This window comes from Gracilibacillus marinus (assembly GCF_042651725.1).
Lineage (GTDB): Bacteria > Bacillota > Bacilli > Bacillales > Amphibacillaceae > Gracilibacillus > Gracilibacillus marinus.
This window is the reverse complement of the sequence record NZ_JBHSDV010000001.1, coordinates 187,781-205,181: the sequence shown is the minus strand read 5'-3', so window position 1 is coordinate 205,181 and position 17,401 is coordinate 187,781. Positions and strand designations below refer to the sequence as shown.

The following is a 17,401-nucleotide window of genomic DNA, read 5'->3' as shown; positions in this document are numbered from 1 at the left end:
TTGATGGTTGGTTCGCGAAGTCGCCTAGTTTCTGGGTGCTTGTGCTAGCCGATACAAAAGCTAAAAGCACCTGGGTAGAAACGTAGCGACTAAAGCAAATCAAAAAAAGATCACTTCCAATTCAACACATTTAGGAAGTGATCTTTTAAAAGGGTATCTATACTTAAATTACGTCAACCTTTTTTATCTATTCATTAGCAAAAAATGCTTCTGCTTTTTCTAAATATACTTCTTGTTCTGGGGTAAGGTCATATTCTTCCTCAATTGCATCCACAGGGCATACTGCTTTGCATGCACCACAATCGATACACACATCTGGATCAATATAGAATTGATCTGTTCCCTCAACAATACAATCAACCGGGCAGACTGTCGCGCATTCCCCTGCTTTTTCTGTCTCACATGGTGCCAAAATTACAAAAGCCACTCTATATCCTCCTCTACTAGAACTATTCCCATGGTTAAAGATAACTTAATAGTGAACTTAATTCAAGCAGAGAGAATAGAAAGAAATCATTTTACTATCTATCTTCTATCAAATTCATCTGGGTCTGGCCCCACTCGCTCTTCTCTATTCATCTCTTTAATTAATTGCATATCTTCTTCGGATAATTCAAAGTCAAAAATATTCGAATTATCTAGAATACGATGTTGTTTTACTGATTTAGGAATTGTCACAACTTCCTTCTGTAAATCCCATCTTAGAATCACTTGAGCAGTAGATTTCCCATGTTTCTCAGCAATTTTAGTCAATGTTGGATCTGCTAAGATTTTACCTTGTTTAAGTGGAGACCATGCTTCTAATTGAATCTGATGTTTTTTACAAAATTCATGTAAGCTTTCTTGTTGTAAATGTGGATGGAACTCTACTTGATTCACCATTGGAACAATCTCTGCTTCTGTCATTAAATCTTCTAAATGATGTTCTTTAAAATTACTTACACCAATTGCACGAATCTTTCCATCTTTGTATAATTTCTCTAGCGCTTTCCATGTTTCTTTATATTTATTTAGCTTTGGTACTGGCCAATGAATCAAATATAGATCTAAATAATCTAAATCTAATTTGCTTAATGTTGTTTCAAATGCTTGTAATGTTTCCTCATAGCCTTGATTACTATTCCAAAGCTTTGATGTAATAAATAGTTCTTCACGAGGAATACCAGATTCTTTTATTGCTTGCCCTACACCTTCTTCATTTTTGTACACTGCTGCTGTATCAATACTACGGTATCCATGCTCAATTGCCCATTTGACGGAATTAATTACTTCATCTCCATCTTCCACTTGAAATACTCCTAAGCCGAACCATGGCATTTTTACTCCATTGTGTAATGTAGTTGTTGATTGTAAATGTAATGACATATTGTTATTCCTCCTTATACATTTAATTCTTTTTTATCTTGCCACAGATTCTCAGTATTTTAAAATAATATGCTTACGCTTTCATCTGTATACACACAAATAACTTATACAAATGTATTATTGTATACATTCATATAAGCTATTTGTTTCTTATTCTTCATTACTCCGTGCAGTAATTTGGTGTATTTTGTAATGTTTAAATTGTTGACTTGGAATTTGATCAATAAAGCGACTAGGTTTACCTACTGCATATAATACAAGCTGATGCATCGCACGTGTACAAGCAGTGTAAAAAAGATTCCGCTCTAATTCATCATGGTAATTATCATCAGAAGCATTTGCAATGACAACTGCATCAAATTCAATTCCTTTTGCTAAATATGCAGGTATTACAACAATCCCTTTGTTAAATATATGCGTTTCTTGTGTTAATAAACTTACTGATACTCGTCCTTTTAACATGGCATATAATAATCTACATTCTTCCATCGTCTTTCCGATAATTGCAATGGTTTCATTTCCTTCATCTAAAAAAGCATTGATTCTAGAAATCATTTTTTCCATTGCAATTTCTGGTTGATCTACTTCAATCAAAACAGGTACATCACCATCGCGCTCAAATGGCTCTATGATATTACCATTTGGCATAAATGATTTGGTGAACAAAACAATTTGTCGTGTAGAACGATAACTTCGGGTTAAAACAATTCGTTCATGCTTCTCTTCGAATTTATCTGACAACATCGTCTCTTCTTTTAATGCATGTGCATAGATTGCTTGGTTAATATCGCCTAACATTGTCATCTTACTGATTGGAAACATCTTTTTTAATAACGTAAATTGAAATGGCGAATAGTCTTGTGCCTCATCAATAAATACATGTTGAATTGTCCGCTTCTGATTAAATCCTAGCATACTTTTTTGGAAATAAATATACGCTGGAGCATCTTCCCATGTAACGAATTTTTCTTTGAAATTCCGTTCTGTCAATCGACATATATCTACCCAACTATCCGGTAATTCTGTATTCAAATGGAGTGCCTGATAATCTCGGAACAATTTACGGAATGTCTTTAAAGTATCCACAAAAGCAAGTTTTTTAATTTTAATTCGTAATGGCTTAAATTTATTTGCCACAACTCGCTTTCTTAACAAAGCTTCTTCCCTATCATAGTCATCAAAAGTCTCCTCCGTATATCGCTGTTCTTCTTGTAATGTCTGATGTACATCGACAAAGGTATCCTTATCCAGTAATTCACTCTCATCAAGAACCCAATCTTTATCCCGCTCATATTTCTCTACTTTTTTTAGCTGTTGTAATAACCAACTTGCTACTTTTTCTAATCGATCTGGAATAGAAAGTGTTGGTTCTGTATGATAAAAATACAATTCAATTGCTTTTTTGGAAATGATGACATCACCTTGAAAAGAAATATTACGAAAGACGATTCCTTCTTGAGATAGTTCTTCTATATATTGATCTAGTAAATACTTGTAGGAGAGACTCGCTTTAAATTGCATTGCTTCGACCCTTGTTTGATAATCGTCCCCTTCTTTACGTAAGTAGTACTCCATTTGTTCAAAAGGCGTCTCTAATGCAAAGTCATCTTCTAATTGCATATGCAAAAATTGATAAAACGTCATTTGTTGCATATTATCTTCACCGAGCTCAGGTAATACTGTCGCAACATAACTATTAAAAAGTGGATTTGGTGAAAATAAGATAATTTGCTCTGATGATAATGTTTCTCTATATCTATATAGTAAATATGCTACACGTTGCAATGCTGCAGATGTCTTACCACTCCCCGCAACACCTTGCACAACAAGCACATTGCTTCTTTCATTACGGATAATTTGATTTTGTTCTCGTTGAATGGTGGAAACAATACTTTTCATTTGTGTACTTGCTTGATTTCCTAATACACGTTGAAGTAAATGATCGCCAATTGTTAATCCTGTGTCGAACATTCCCTTTAATGTTCCTTCTCGAATCAAATATTGTCGTTTTATCGTTATTTCCCCGGAAATATTTCCTTGAACGGTGTCGTAGTTTGCCGGACCAGGGGGATAATCGTAATACATGCTCGCAATTGGTGCTCGCCAATCATAAACAAGAAATTCTTCTTCCTCTTTATCTAACACAGATGCTAATCCAATATATATTGGTTGCTCTGCCCCTTGATGCTCTTCTTTAAAATTAATTCTACCGAAATATGGGGAATCCTTTAACCTGCTAAGTATATCCAATCGTTCACTAACTTGACCATGACTTCTTTCTCGTTCTGATAAAAACTCTGCTTGTTGTTTGATACTTGCTTCTGTTTCAATCTTGTCATCCATTTCTTCTATATTAACTGTAACGTCTTCCCAGAAATCTTTACGAATATCAATCACATCTTGTTTTAAAGTGGATGCTCGTGATTGCAACACATCCATTTTTCGTTTTATCTCTGTTACCACTTCATCTACTCGTTGTTGTTCCTCTTGCCATTCTTGATCATTGTGTTCTTCTGTCATGATCATCACCTCCAAATCGACCTTCTATATTGTTATGCTTCCTTGATTGATTGCGTTGCAACTAAATTTGCATAAAATCCCTTTTGAGCAAGTAATGATTGGTGATTTCCTCGCTCAATTATTGTACCATCTTGCAACACAAGAATTTGATCCGCTTCTTCAATTGTATTTAACCGATGGGCGATAATAAAACTAGTTTTTCCCTTCATTAGTCTCTTTAAAGCATCGGTTATTTTTAATTCCGTAATTGTATCAATACTACTTGTTGCTTCATCTAAAATCAAGATAGACGGATTACGCAACATCGCTCTTGCAATTGATATTAGTTGGCGCTGCCCTTGACTGATGCTATGGCCATTCCCTTCTAACATTGTATCGTATTGATTAGGTAATTGTTCAATAAATGAATGGGCATTTGCTAACTTTGCTGCATGTTCGACCTCTTTATCTGATGCATCTAATTTACCGTAACGGATATTTTCTCTTATTGTTGTATCAAATAAGTATGCATCTTGTAAAACAATACCTAATTCTTTTCGAATACTTTCATTAGATAATGTTTTTGCGTCTTGACCATCCATCCAAATCGTACCTTCATCTTCTTCATAAAAACGAGCGAGTAAAGAGATAATCGTCGTTTTTCCTGCGCCTGTGGGACCGACTAGCGCAATAGATTCTCCTTTTTTAGCATAGAAAGAGATATTTTTAAGAATCGGTTCCTCTTTATTATAGGCAAAAGATACTTGATCAAATACAACCTCTCCATCTAACTTCTTCATTTCTATTTTATCCACACTTGTTTCTTCTTTATCTTCATCCACTATTTCAAAAACACGTTCTGCTCCTGCCACTGCAGATAAGATCGTATTAAATTGATTAGCTAAATCATTTAACGGACGAGTGAACTGTCTAGCGTATGTAGAGAATGTGACGATGATTCCAATAGATACGGTTGTTTGATTTGTAGATAGTGCAATAAACCCACCAATACCTACAATGATAGCAAAACTAAAGTTGTTCAATGTGTTCATTAATTTAGGAATAAAACCTGAGTACACTTGAGCCCAATAACCTACATCTCTTAATTCTTTGTTCTTTTTTTCAAATGTATCCATTACACGATATTCTTGATGAAACAGTTTGACCATTGTATGTCCAGACAAGCTTTCTTCAAGAAATCCATTCATCTCACCTAATGCTTTCTGTTGTTCTTTAAAATACTTTCCTGTTCGTTTTGTTATCCATTTCATCCCAAAGTACATTAATGGCACAATCGTTAGCGTCATAGCAGTTAATAATGGACTAAGGAGATACATTACGATTAATGTACCTATTAATGTCAAAATACTTGTGGTTACTTGAATCACTGCTGTATTTAATGTTCTGCTTACATTATCTATGTCATTTGTTAAACGACTCATCACATCACCACTTTGCGTTCGTTGGAAAAACATCATTGGTAATGTCAGTACGTGCGAGAATAATTGCTTTCTAATTCCGTAGACCGTATGCTGAGCAATGTCAATCATCCAATAATTTTGTAGCGCTAATGTGACGGAGTGTAATACGAATATACCTACTAATATAAGTAGAATTTGATGAAATGGTATCGTACTTTTCGTTCCTGTAATCACATCTACAGCTACCCCGATATAATATGGGCCTAGTAAGGACAAAATCGAACTGAATACTACAAATAAGATAACAAGCCAAAACATCCAACGATCTGTCGCCATATATGACCAAACTCTAAAAATGGTTTGACGTAAATTTTTCACTTTTGGCTTTGGTCCAATATTCGGATGATGTGGTGACCTATGTTGTTGTGTTTGTTGAAATCTTTGATTATTCATTTACAAGCACACCATCCTTTTTTTGTGATTGCCACATTTTTTGATATAGAGACGAACGCTGTAGTAATTGTTGGTGTGTACCAATCTCTTTTATTTGACCTTTTTCAAGCAAGATAATTTGATTCGCATCTGCAACGGAACTTATCTTTTGGGATACAATAATTGTCGTACATTGTCGTTTTCTTATTGCTTCTAACACTTGTTTTTCGGTTGTTGCGTCTAACGCACTAGTGCTGTCATCTAGTAATAGAATGGATGGTTGATCTGCTAATGCACGTGCAATAGAAATTCGTTGTTTTTGACCACCTGATAAATTTATCCCACGTTGTCCGACAAGTGTATTATAACCATTAGGCAATGTTTGAATATATGAATCTATCTGTGATGCAATTGCCACTTCTTGCACTTCTTCTATTGATAAATGTTCATTTCCCCAAGCGATGTTCTCTCTAATGGTACCTGAAAATAAAAATCCTTCTTGTGGTACAAGAGTAATCTTATCTCTTACCTTATTTCCCCATTCTTCTATCGGCTTGTGATCAATGGTAATGGATCCGCTTGATACATTGTATAAATACGGGATTAAATGTAACAAGGTTGTTTTTCCTGAACCTGTTTCACCTAATATGCCAATTTTCTCACCTTTGTTCACTTTGAATGTAATATTTTTGAGTGCAGGTTTGGATGTGGATGGATAGTAAAAAGAAACATCGTTAAATGCTATCGCTCCTTGAATTTCTACTTGCGGTGTATCACGTTGAACAATATCATCTCCAGGCTCTGTTAATACTTCTTTAATCCGATCAATAGAGGCTTTACCTCTTGTCACGTTCATTAATAAAAAGGAAAACACACCAAAGGATGCAAGCATTTTCGTTGTATAATTAACGATTGCAACAACCTCACCTGCCTGTGCTTGATTTGTATCTAATTGTACAAAGCCAAACCATAATATTGCAATCATTGCTATATTCATAACAAGCATCACAATTGGCATCACTACTTCCATTGTCCAGAGGGCTTTTTTATTATCATCTTTTAATTGTGTGTTCACTTTTTGGAATTGTTTCTTTTCATGGGTAATCCGATGATATGCTTTTACTAATTTCATTGCTAGCAAATTTTCGCGGATAATTTTGTTCACTGTATCAATCTGTCCTTGCACACGACGAAATAACCCTAGTCCTTTCCGCATTAGAAAGAACATGATCGTAAACAAAATAGGTAATGTAATGAGCAATATTGTTGCTAACATTGGATTAATTACAAATGACATAATTACACTAAAAATTATAAATAATGGTGCACGTAGCATAATACGCATAAACGCAAACAAAAGTCCTTGTACTTGCGTCACATCATTTGTCATTCTTGTTAATAATGTGGATGTCGTAAATTGTTGAATTTTGATTATAGAGAACATCTGCACATTTTTGTATAAATCTTGTCTCATGTCATAGCCGACACCTTGACTAACTTTTGCTGCAAAAAATGAACTACTAATTCCTGCAACAAATGCTACGAGTGTTAGAAACAATAACAACGCACCATACAAGTAAACTGTACCCATTTCTTGTGCGATAATCCCTTCATCAATAATCCTCGCCATAATCACAGGTTGAACCAACTCTACAATTAACTCTACAATCATTAAGCATAAAGCAATCACCATTGGTTTGCGATATGTATGTACATACTTCATGATTATTTGCATATTCTGCCTCCGCTTTTGCATTCTCCTCTTTCTTCTCTATATAAAAACGTACGTTATCTCCCTAATTAGAGTCTCTCTTTATTATAACGAAATTTGTTCGATCTCACTATTTATAATTATATTAACTGAAGATTAATTTTATTAAAAGTTCGATAAATATGTATGTTTATGGTAAATTATGTAGCTTTTTTTATCCATGCCTTAGATAATGTTTTTGCAAGCACATTTCAGTAAATTTTATAACTGCTTGTATCACAAAAATAATTAGGGGGATTCAAAAATGAAGAAACTAATGCTTTTACTTTTTGCTTTATTCGCTGTTTTTATGATTACAGCATGTGGATCAAGTGATGACAACACAGGAGCAAATGAGAATTCTACAGATGATACAGAGAATACAAACACAGAAGATGCAGATGAAAATACAAATGAAGATACAGATAAACCTGAAAAATTAGTTATGGGCTTTGTTCCATCCCAAGATTCCGATACAATCGCAGATACTGTTCAACCTTTAGCTGACAAATTATCAGAGGAACTAGGTATTCCAGTTGAAGGCAAAGTAATGACAAATTACACTGCCCTAGTTGAAGCAATGGGTACAAATGAAGTGCAAATTGGTTTCATTCCTGCTTTTGCATATGTTTTAGCAAATGACAAACATGATGTGGAAGTAATATTAAAATCCGAACGCTTTGGAAGTGGAACATATGTCGCTCAATATATCGTCAGTGCAGATTCAGGCTACGAAACTCTTGCAGATTTAGAAGGTGCCGTTTGGGCATATGGTGATCCTACATCCACAAGTGGGTACTTATTCCCTGCAGCTCAAATCATGGATGAATTTGGTGTAGAAAATCCAGAAACAGAATTCTTTTCTGATTCATTCCAGACAGGTGGACACGATAACTCAGCAATTGCTGTATATAACGGAGAAGCAGATGTTGCAACAACATTTGATGATGTAAGAACAAGTTTAGAAGAAGAATACCCAGACATTATGGAAAAAACAAAAATACTTGCTCATACAGAAGAAATTCCAAATGATACGATTTCTGTAACAAAAGAATTAAGTGATGCGTTTGTTCAAGAAATTAAAGAAACATTCCTAAGCTTTAATGATGATGATGCGATGATCAAAATTATGAATGATGTCTATAGCTGGGATGCCATCATTGAGGCAGAAGACAGTGAATACGACATTGTCCGAAACACATACAACAAATTCGGAGACAAAATAAAATTAGATTAATACAAGAACTGATTAGAAACTTAGAGTAAGAACAGGAGGGAGACTGCTCTCTCCTTTTTTTCATCTATACATAAGAAAGGGGCTTTTCCGATTGATAGAATTCAAAGATGTTTCCTTAGTCTATCCAAATGGAACTAAAGGATTAAAAAATATAAACGTACATATTAAAAAAGGGGAGTTTGTCGTTATTGTTGGCTTATCAGGCGCAGGAAAATCCACATTTATTAGAAGTATCAATAGACTTGTGACACCTACAAGTGGTGCATTATTCGTTGATGATGTAGATACATTACAGGTAAAAGGAAAAGACTTACGTCAACTACGCACAAAAATTGGAATGATTTTTCAAAATTACAATCTTGTGAAACGATCTACAGTAATGAAAAATGTCATCTCTGGTCGTCTTGGTTATACAGGAACATTGAAAAGTATTTTTGCTATTTTTTCCAAAGAAGATCGATTGCTTGCATATGAAAATTTGAAAAGAGTGAATATTGAAGAGAAACTATATCATCGTGCAGATGAATTAAGTGGTGGGCAGCAACAACGTGTAAGTATTGCCCGTGTTCTCACTCAAAAGCCAAAGTTAATATTAGCTGATGAGCCCGTCGCCAGTTTAGATCCACCTACATCACATCAAGTCATGCAATATTTAAAACAAATTAATCAAGAAGACAATATTACCACAATCGTTAATTTACACTTTATTGATATGGCGATGGAGTATGCAGATCGTATTATTGGTATGCGCGCAGGAGAAGTTGTATTTGACGGACCGGTAAGTGAAGTGACAGAAAAAACGTTTGAGGAAATTTACGGAAGGTCCATTCGTAATGAAGATATCATAGGAGGGAAGGAGAATGAATAAGCCGTCTCCATCTGTTCCAAAAGGGATTTATCCAACCAAAACAAAAATTATTGTCAGTCTTTCCTTTATTTTAGTTATTGGTTTTTATTTGATTAGCTCCATTCTTACGGAATCATTTATCTTTCATTTTTTTGCTAAGATTCCGAATATCTTTACATTAATCGGTGACTTCTTTCCACCAGACTGGAGTTACATCAATCAAGTATGGCCAAAACTAATGGAGACCATTCAGATGGCGATTGTTGCAACAACGGTTGCTGTAATCATTAGTATTCCTTTTTCCTTGCTTACAGCGAATACTGTGACAACAAATACATATGTGTATCAATTGATGCGTTTTATTCTTAACATTCTACGAACAATACCAGATATTATCTTAGCTGTTGTCTTTGTTGGGCTATTTGGTATTGGTGCTTTTTCTGGTATTGTTGCACTCATTATTTTCTCTGTAGGGATTTTAGTCAAATTAATGAGTGAAATCATTGAAACAATTGATATGAATCCAACTGAAGCAATTCGAGCAACAGGTGGGAATGGTATACAAACAATTAGTTTCGCTATTGTTCCACAAGTATTGCCACAATTTATATCGTTTAGTTTGTATGTATTTGAAATCAACATTCGCGCATCACTCGTTTTAGGTTTAGTCGGTGCCGGTGGAATTGGACAATTATTAAATAAAGAAATAAATTTTTTGAATTATCCTGCTGTAAGTACCATTATCATCATTGTATTCATTGTCGTTGTCATCATTGATTACATTAGCAGTAAATTAAGGGAGGGGCTTATCTAATGGATCATAAACCTACTCTTCCACTTAAACCAAAAAGTACCTTACAGACATGGAAACGAATTTGTACGATTATGATACTCTTACTTATCTATCTATGGACATTTTCGGATATTCAAATTAAATGGGAAAAAATCTTTAGTGAACAAACAATAGCGAACTTTAACCGAATTATACCTAAGTTCTTTCAACCTGCTGTAGAGGAAACAAGTACCATACTTGAAAAGATGCTTGAAACCATCTTTATTGCATATACTGGCTCCCTTGCAGCTGCGATTATCGCTGTACCAATTGCTTTTTTATGTGCAACAAATATCGTACGAAACAAATTTCTTAATCAAATAGGTATGTGGATATTAGGTGCCGTACGCGCATTTCCTGAAATCGTATTAGCGATTATTTTCGTAGCAGCAGTTGGGCCTAACCCTTTTGCCGGTGTATTAGCAATTGCAATTGGCTCAACTGGTATGTTAGGCAAATTATATGCAGAGGTAATAGAATCGATTGATATGCATGTAATAGAAGCACTCGAGGCAAGCGGTGCGAACAAACTTCAGTTATTATTTTATGGGCTTATTCCACAAGTTTTGCCTGAATTTCTTTCCTATGCAATTTATAGATTTGAAATAGATGTTCGTGCCTCATCTGTGCTCGGTGTCGTCGGTGCTGGTGGAATTGGTACATTGATTACATTTGCATACATGAACAGAAATTGGGAAGAAGTTGGAATGATACTACTCGTCATTATTATTAGTGTGACGATTATTGATCAAATCTCAAGTATCATTAGAAAAAGATTGGTTTAATAACAAAAGCGAAAATGTCTATTTGTAACAATCCAACTTATATGAACTTGCGACCTTTGTAGAACTCCATCTGAACATAAGCAGCTACTTCCACTTCTATGTGCTCCTTTTTCCTAAAGGTCCACTTTTCCGAGTGATTTGTACACAATTGTTCGTTTTATATTTTCAAAACAAAAAGACGACATGAATGATTTACAGATTCATGTCGTCTTTTTTTAGATACTATTCACTTCTCTTCTTACCAAAACTTAAATCCTTTGGAGCCTGGAGGAGAATGTTGAATCATATCTATAATTGGAACTGTATACGCAAATAGGATTAACACTACCGCAATACCGATCCATACTTTCCAATTTTCTAAGAAACTAGGTACTTTTAATTTTGCATCCATTACTTCTCCAATTGGGAACTCCTCTTGCCCTTTCGGTGCATAAAAAGCAGAATAAATTAACACAACAAAATATAAAATTAAAGAGATTAACAGTAATGTTCCACCAACAGCCATCGCTGTCTCATATGCTCCCCATCCTTCAGCAACAGAGTGTCCATTGTAATTCGTCACTTGAGTACGCCTTGGATTACCTAAAAGTCCTGAATAATGCATTGCTAATGACATAATCGACATACCGACTAACCATAAGACAGTTTGGTAAATCCCGAGACCATTCACTCTCTTTGTTAGCACGCGACCATTTAAATATGGAATTAACCAATAACTCACACCAAAAAAAGTAAGCGCAACAGTTGTACCAATAGTTAAGTGAAAATGCCCTGTCACCCAGATTGTGTTATGAATCACCTGGTTCATCTGATTACTTGCATTAATAATTCCTCCTGCACCTGCAGGAATGAACATAAGCATCCCCATAAATGGCGCAAAAAAGCGAACATCTTTCCATGGTAGTTTCTTGAACCAACCGAATAGACCTTTCGCACCTAAATTACGTCCTCTTACTTCAAATGTAGCAAATAGGGAAAATGCTGTCATTAATGATGGAATAATTACCGCGAACGTTAATACAACTTGGAAAAACTTCCATCCATGACTAATTCCCGGCTCTAATAACTGATGGTGAAAACCTACAGGAATTGAGAATAAGATAAACAACAAAAATGCAAGTCGCGCTAAAGAATCACTGAAAATCTTTCCACCGATTATTTTTGGAATCATCACATACCATGCCATATATGCAGGTAATAACCAGAAATATACAAGTGGGTGACCAAAATACCAGAATAATGAACGACTTAATGTAACATTGATTGTATCAACAAGTCCTAATGACCATGGTATAAACTGAAATAGAACAGTTGCTACCACACCAATTGTTGCAATAATCCATAATACTAATGTAGCTACAGTCATGAACGCAAGAAGTGGACTTGTTTGTCCTTTATTTGCTTTGCGCCATTTATTATATTGATAAATATCCGCCGCTCCAGCAAAATATGTTCCTACAACTAATAATGCAAGTGCAATATAAAAGAATGGTGATGCTTGTAAAGGTGCATAGAATGTGTATAAAACGGTTGCTTCTCCTATCACAATCATGATTACACCTAAAACCGTACCAATTAACATCAAATAAAAACCAATCCATGCCGTCCTTCTTGTGCCTACACTAAAATCACCAACAGTCTTTACCACACACGCATGTAAAAACCCAAAAATAAAAAATGTCGTAAAAACAAGTGCCATTAACACCCCATGTGCAGTCAAAAGCTGATAGTAATTAATATAGCTCGGAAGTACAATCATTTCACTTCTTACCATTGTTTGAAGTAATCCGAAAAATCCAGCAACAATAATTGCAGAGAATGCTACATAAAAATGAGCCAAACTTAGTCTTGAATCCAATCTATTCATTCTATATCACCTCCAGTTTTGCACTCATATAGTGATGACCTGTGCCACAATATTCATTACATAGTATTAAAAATTCCCCCGCCTCATCGAAGGTATATGTCATGGAGTTGATATGACCTGGTGTCACCATCATATTCACATTTGTTCCTGGAATCTGAAATCCATGTACAACATCAATTGAGGTTACTTTAATTGTCACTTCTGCACCTTGAGGAATTTGGATGTCATTTGGAGTAAAACCGAAAGATTGTAATACAACAATAAGTTCATATTTATTATCTCCAAGTTCCTTTAAGCCAGGTTCATCAAATGGCGCTGTTTCTTGTACCTTCTCTGGATCAATCACAGTTAAATCACTTGGAGGCTTGTGATGATCACTCGTAAATGCTTGTATTCCGACAGTACTTAAAAATGCAATAAGTGTAACAATCCCAATCGTTATCCATATCTTTTCTAATTTGTGCATATGCATTGACCATTCCCCCTATCTATTCATAAATAATGCAAATATCGCTAACCATGATCCAATGATAAAAACGCCAACAAACAAAACAGATACAAATGCACCATATAGCTTATGCTCATCATCTGGTGACTTTCTTTGTTTTCCCATTGAAACGCCCCCCTTTTGGAACTTATTTGTATTTATAGTATGAAAAAAATAAGCTACTGTTTGTGATGTAAATCACAGACAGTAGCTCCTAATTTAATATATGTCTATTTTTTGTCTATTTAACTAAAAATACCTTTAATGGAATCAATGATATTTGTGAAGAAGTCTTTTACACCTTGCCAGAATCCTTCTGTATCCCCACCTGTTACTTCATCCAATTTTCCTTTTAAATCGTTCACAATACTATCTAATTGCTCTGTTAATTTCCCGAAATCAATATTCAAATCTCTCATTTTTTCGAATAGATTTGTTAACATCGCACGATCTTCTGGAGATAACTCAATATTTAAATTCTCTAATTGTGTGTTAATGATTTGCTCTACTTCTTCTTTTGTTGCAGGATTTTGCTCAGCAATTTGTTTTTTAATCTCAGTTAATAATTCACTTACTTTTTCTTTATCAATTCCTGCGTTTTCTGATAAATCTGTAGCAACATTCAATTCTTCATTCGCTACTTCCATGCGATCTTGATCTAATGTTTCTCCATCAACATTAAATGCTTTATAAATACCTGTAAGTGCAGAATGACCACTTACTTTAATTGGTGATGCAACTTCAATTAGCGCATTTTCTATCCCAGCAGTAAGTAGTGCGTTCGCATACATCTCATTCGTTACTTGCGTAATGTTTTCTGGTGTAACAATATTGACTACCACACCATTACCTTCACCTTTTCTTGTAATTTTCGCTGAGGAGTACATATTTGAACCGGGGTCTCCACCAATAAAATTCACTAAATCTTGTGCATTTACAATATATTCATCAACTAAATCAGAATCTGTTGCATTCAAAATACTTCTAACCTTGTCTCTTTGGTCTTCTGACAACTGTTCACCTAATACTAACTTTGGTTTCCCATACTTCTCATCAATTCCAACATCTTGTGTATCATCACTTGCAAACAAAACTGGTGAAAAAGCTAGTCCAACAAACAATATAGCAATACATATGGATACTATTTTTTTCATATACTATCTCCTTTTCTTATTCTTACTATTATATTATGCAAGATTCTTAGAAATATGGAAAGAAAAAAGAGTACCTCTACTTAATTATAGTAGAAATACTCTCTTTTATTTTATTTCTTTGCGATAACATCCATTTCTACACCAACACCTTTAGGTAGCTTGCTTACTTCTACTGTTGCACGCGCAGGATATGGCTCTTTCAAAAATGTTGCATATACTTCATTAATCGTAGCGAAATCATCCATATTCGTAATATAAATCGTGAATTTCACTACATTACTAAAAGTAAGGTTTGCTTCTTCTAGTACTGCTTGTAAATTCTTCATTACTTGCTCTGTTTGTTTAGCAATATCTCCTTCTACCACTTCCATTGTTTGTGGATTAAGCGGGATTTGCCCTGATACAAATACAAAATCCCCTGCGTCAATTGCTTGCGAATATGGGCCAATTGCTTGTGGCGCATTAGCTGTATGTATTGCTTTTACCATTCTCATCCATCTCCTTCTATAAAAAATAAGTACTATCAAAATTTTAACATATTACAGATTTTTAGTAGAATAGAATTGTCAAAATATTTTTTAAAAGGATGATTCATAATGGATAAGACATTTCAACTCCGTACATCAAGACATGACGAGATGATTGATATTACTAGAGAAGTTGCCACGTTTGTTAAGGAAAATAATATACAAAATGGAATCGCAATTGTTTCCTCCTTACACACTACTGCTGGTATTACTGTAAATGAAAATGCAGATCCTGATGTGAAGACAGATTTTTTGCGAAGATTAAATGAAGTATATCCATGGGAACACAAAGAAGACCTTCATATGGAAGGGAATACTGCTGCACACCTAAAAGTCAGTACTGTTGGACATAATCAGACCATTGTTATTACAAATGGGGAGTTATTACTTGGTACTTGGCAAGGGATTTATTTTTGTGAATTTGATGGACCAAGATATCGCAAATTTCATATAAAGATAATCGAGGGCTAGGACATCATTATCGTTTATAACACAAAACACGAACGATGCTATATGTGTTGTTTTGCACTAAAAGGATGATACGACTCTAATTATTAATTGTGAAATAAGTGATTTGCGTATACCCCGCTCCTGCTTGCCCACTCCCTTTTCTATGGGCTTTTTCCTTTAACTAACTTTTCAGGTAAAAGGACCCCATAGGAATGGGAGTGGACGCCTGCGCTTAGTGGGGTTATCTTTTAATACGCAAAAAATCCAAACAATTCGGTAACTAGCCTTCGAACCGTTTGGATTTTTCAATTAAAGAATTCTATTATTCAAATCTCCGTCAACATTAAAAACCAAAATATTCTTTTGCATTATAATAAGAAATATTTTGTACAATTGTTGCTAATGTTTCTTCATCATTCGGGTATTCGCCATTCTCTACCCATTCTCCAATTAAGTTACACATGATTCTACGGAAATATTCATGACGTGTATATGATAAGAAGCTTCTTGAATCTGTTAACATCCCGATGAAGCGACTAAACACACCATTATCCGCTAATGCTTCCATCTGATTAATCATCCCTAGTTTTGTATCATTAAACCACCACGCTGTACCAAATTGAATTTTTCCAGGCACGCCTCCCCCTTGGAAGCTACCGATAATTGTTGAGATTGTTACATTATCCCGTGGATTTAATGAGTATAGAATCGTCTTCGGTAACGCATCCGCTTTGTCTAGAGAATCTAATAAACGTACAAGTGGCTCTGCGATTAATCCATCATTCATCGAGTCATATCCAGTATCAGGACCTAGCTTTTCAAACATTCTCTTATTGTTGTTTCGATGTGCATTAATATGATATTGCATCGCCCAACCTCTTTTGTGATAGGCTTTCCCTAAAAAAGTTAACGTATAAGATTTGAATTGTTTCTCTTCCTTAAGACTCACCTTTTCACCTTGTAATCCTTTTGTGAAGATTGCAGCAACTTCTTCTTCTGTTGCTTCTTCGTACATCATTGTATCAATTGCATGGTCAGACACTCTTCCACCAACTTGATGGAAAAAGTCAATTCGCTTTTCTAATGCTTCCAAGAAAGCTTGGTAAGAATCGATAGAAATATTCGACACTTCCGAAAGTTTTTGTACCCAATCAACAAATGGATCTCGATTGATTTCTAATCCTTTATCAGGTCGAAAACTTGGCAGTACTTGTACATTAAAGGTTTCATCTGCTTTCATTTTTTCATGATACTCTAATGAATCGATGGGATCATCTGTAGTACAAATTACTTCTACACCTGACTTCACAATAAAATCACGGACATTCCATTCCCCATTAGTTAAAAGCTCATTCACGCTATTCCATATAGCAGGTGCTGTATGTTCATTCAATACATCTTCTACACCAAAGTAACGTTTCAATTCTAAATGCGTCCAATGATACAATGGATTACCGATTAACATTGGGACAGTTCTCGCCCACGCTAAAAATTTGTCATAATCACTTCCGTCACCAGTGATATATTTTTCTTCTATCCCATTTGCTCTCATTGCTCGCCATTTATAATGATCCCCGTAAAGCCATACTTTAGTAATATTATCGAATTGCGTATTTTCATAGATTTCTTGTGGACTTAGGTGACAATGGTAATCAATAATCGGCAAATCTTTTGCATACGTGTGGTATAATTTTTCAGCTGTTTTGTTATTTAAAACAAAATTGTCATCCATAAAAGCTTTCATCATA

General features: G+C 34.9%; 16 protein-coding genes. 5 read left to right on the top strand and 11 right to left on the bottom strand.

What is annotated here, in order from left to right:
- Positions 1–187 precede the first annotated feature (187 nt).
- The 5 genes from ACFOZ1_RS01020 to ACFOZ1_RS01000 form a co-directional block, all read right to left on the bottom strand.
- Positions 188–427, bottom strand: coding sequence for a DUF362 domain-containing protein (locus tag ACFOZ1_RS01020; protein WP_390194933.1), 240 nt, complete (start codon positions 425–427; stop codon positions 188–190).
- A gap of 98 nt (positions 428–525) precedes the next feature.
- A complete protein-coding gene (locus ACFOZ1_RS01015; protein WP_390194931.1) occupies positions 526–1,365 on the bottom strand; it encodes an aldo/keto reductase in 840 nt (279 codons plus the stop codon).
- Positions 1,366–1,515: 150 nt separating this feature from the next.
- A complete protein-coding gene (gene helD / locus ACFOZ1_RS01010; RefSeq protein WP_390194929.1) occupies positions 1,516–3,885 on the bottom strand; it encodes an RNA polymerase recycling motor HelD in 2,370 nt (789 codons plus the stop codon).
- A 32-nt stretch (positions 3,886–3,917) separates the two neighbouring features.
- The gene (locus ACFOZ1_RS01005; RefSeq protein ID WP_390194928.1) at positions 3,918–5,738 is read right to left on the bottom strand and encodes an ABC transporter ATP-binding protein; all 1,821 of its coding nucleotides are present in this window, start codon (positions 5,736–5,738) and stop codon (positions 3,918–3,920) included.
- Entirely contained in the window at positions 5,731–7,452 is a 1,722-nt protein-coding gene (locus ACFOZ1_RS01000; RefSeq protein WP_390194926.1) for an ABC transporter ATP-binding protein, read from the bottom strand. The genes ACFOZ1_RS01005 and ACFOZ1_RS01000 overlap by 8 nt, the downstream gene beginning before the upstream one ends.
- Positions 7,453–7,732: 280 nt before the next feature.
- Here ACFOZ1_RS01000 and ACFOZ1_RS00995 point away from each other — a divergent pair, with 280 nt between their 5' ends.
- The 4 genes from ACFOZ1_RS00995 (at position 7,733) to phnE (ACFOZ1_RS00980) (ending at position 11,168) form a co-directional block, all read left to right on the top strand.
- On the top strand, positions 7,733–8,704 hold the full coding sequence (locus ACFOZ1_RS00995) for a phosphate/phosphite/phosphonate ABC transporter substrate-binding protein (RefSeq protein WP_390194924.1): 972 nt from the start codon (positions 7,733–7,735) through the stop codon (positions 8,702–8,704).
- Between the two features lie 91 nt (positions 8,705–8,795).
- Positions 8,796–9,572, top strand: coding sequence for a phosphonate ABC transporter ATP-binding protein (gene phnC, locus ACFOZ1_RS00990; RefSeq protein WP_390194923.1), 777 nt, complete (start codon positions 8,796–8,798; stop codon positions 9,570–9,572).
- Positions 9,565–10,365, top strand: coding sequence for a phosphonate ABC transporter, permease protein PhnE (gene phnE / locus ACFOZ1_RS00985; RefSeq protein WP_390194921.1), 801 nt, complete (start codon positions 9,565–9,567; stop codon positions 10,363–10,365). Before phnC ends, phnE (ACFOZ1_RS00985) begins: the two co-directional genes overlap by 8 nt.
- Complete coding sequence (phnE, locus tag ACFOZ1_RS00980) at positions 10,365–11,168, top strand: phosphonate ABC transporter, permease protein PhnE (protein ID WP_390194919.1); 804 nt, start codon at positions 10,365–10,367, stop codon at positions 11,166–11,168. Before phnE (ACFOZ1_RS00985) ends, phnE (ACFOZ1_RS00980) begins: the two co-directional genes overlap by 1 nt.
- 238 nt (positions 11,169–11,406) lie before the next feature.
- On the opposite strand, the gene ACFOZ1_RS00975 is transcribed toward phnE (ACFOZ1_RS00980), so the two are convergent.
- The 5 genes from ACFOZ1_RS00975 to ACFOZ1_RS00955 form a co-directional block, all read right to left on the bottom strand.
- Complete coding sequence (locus tag ACFOZ1_RS00975; RefSeq protein WP_390194917.1) at positions 11,407–13,035, bottom strand: b(o/a)3-type cytochrome-c oxidase subunit 1; 1,629 nt, start codon at positions 13,033–13,035, stop codon at positions 11,407–11,409.
- Between the two features lies 1 nt (position 13,036).
- Positions 13,037–13,507: a cytochrome c oxidase subunit II gene (locus ACFOZ1_RS00970; protein ID WP_390194915.1), complete on the bottom strand. Its 471-nt coding sequence runs from the start codon at positions 13,505–13,507 to the stop codon at positions 13,037–13,039.
- Between the two features lie 12 nt (positions 13,508–13,519).
- Complete coding sequence (locus ACFOZ1_RS00965) at positions 13,520–13,648, bottom strand: cytochrome c oxidase subunit 2A (protein ID WP_390194913.1); 129 nt, start codon at positions 13,646–13,648, stop codon at positions 13,520–13,522.
- 119 nt (positions 13,649–13,767) lie between these two features.
- A complete protein-coding gene (locus tag ACFOZ1_RS00960; protein ID WP_390194911.1) occupies positions 13,768–14,676 on the bottom strand; it encodes a DUF1002 domain-containing protein in 909 nt (302 codons plus the stop codon).
- Between the two features lie 110 nt (positions 14,677–14,786).
- Positions 14,787–15,164: a RidA family protein gene (locus ACFOZ1_RS00955; protein WP_390194910.1), complete on the bottom strand. Its 378-nt coding sequence runs from the start codon at positions 15,162–15,164 to the stop codon at positions 14,787–14,789.
- Between the two features lie 108 nt (positions 15,165–15,272).
- Between ACFOZ1_RS00955 and ACFOZ1_RS00950 the strand changes: the two genes are divergently transcribed.
- Complete coding sequence (locus ACFOZ1_RS00950; RefSeq protein ID WP_390194908.1) at positions 15,273–15,674, top strand: secondary thiamine-phosphate synthase enzyme YjbQ; 402 nt, start codon at positions 15,273–15,275, stop codon at positions 15,672–15,674.
- 322 nt (positions 15,675–15,996) lie between these two features.
- On the opposite strand, the gene uxaC is transcribed toward ACFOZ1_RS00950, so the two are convergent.
- Positions 15,997–17,397 carry a glucuronate isomerase gene (uxaC, locus tag ACFOZ1_RS00945; protein WP_390198005.1) on the bottom strand — a complete coding sequence of 467 codons (1,401 nt, stop codon included), beginning with the start codon at positions 17,395–17,397 and terminating at the stop codon, positions 15,997–15,999.
- Between the last annotated feature and the right edge of the window lie 4 nt (positions 17,398–17,401).